This window comes from Achromobacter sp. GbtcB20 (genome assembly GCF_019091095.1).
Classification (GTDB): Bacteria; Pseudomonadota; Gammaproteobacteria; order Burkholderiales; family Burkholderiaceae_B; genus Achromobacter; species Achromobacter mucicolens.
Genome location: NZ_JAGXJZ010000678.1, coordinates 1 through 255, shown reverse-complemented (window position 1 = coordinate 255; position 255 = coordinate 1). Strand labels below are relative to the sequence as shown.

At 67.5% G+C, this 255-nt stretch carries 1 protein-coding gene; it reads left to right on the top strand.

The window, feature by feature from the left end:
- The coding region (locus tag KVT32_RS30700) for a UbiA family prenyltransferase (protein WP_217619496.1) at positions 1 to 255 on the top strand (255 nt) is incomplete at both ends.

Sequence of the window (255 nt, the reverse complement as noted above, 5' to 3'; positions counted from 1 at the left end):
CTGCGCGCGCTGGCCCGGGTGCTGCGTGTGCATCAGTGGTTGAAGAACCTGCTGCTGTTCGTTCCGCTGCTGGCTGGTCACCAGTTCGGCGGCATCGAGTCCTGGCTGGCGCTCGCGCTGGCGTTCGTTTCCTTCAGCCTGTGCGCCTCGACGGTCTATATCGCCAACGACCTGCTCGACCTGGAGAGCGACCGCCAGCATCCGCGCAAGCGCAGCCGCCCGTTCGCGTCCGACCTGGAGCCGGCATGGATGGGC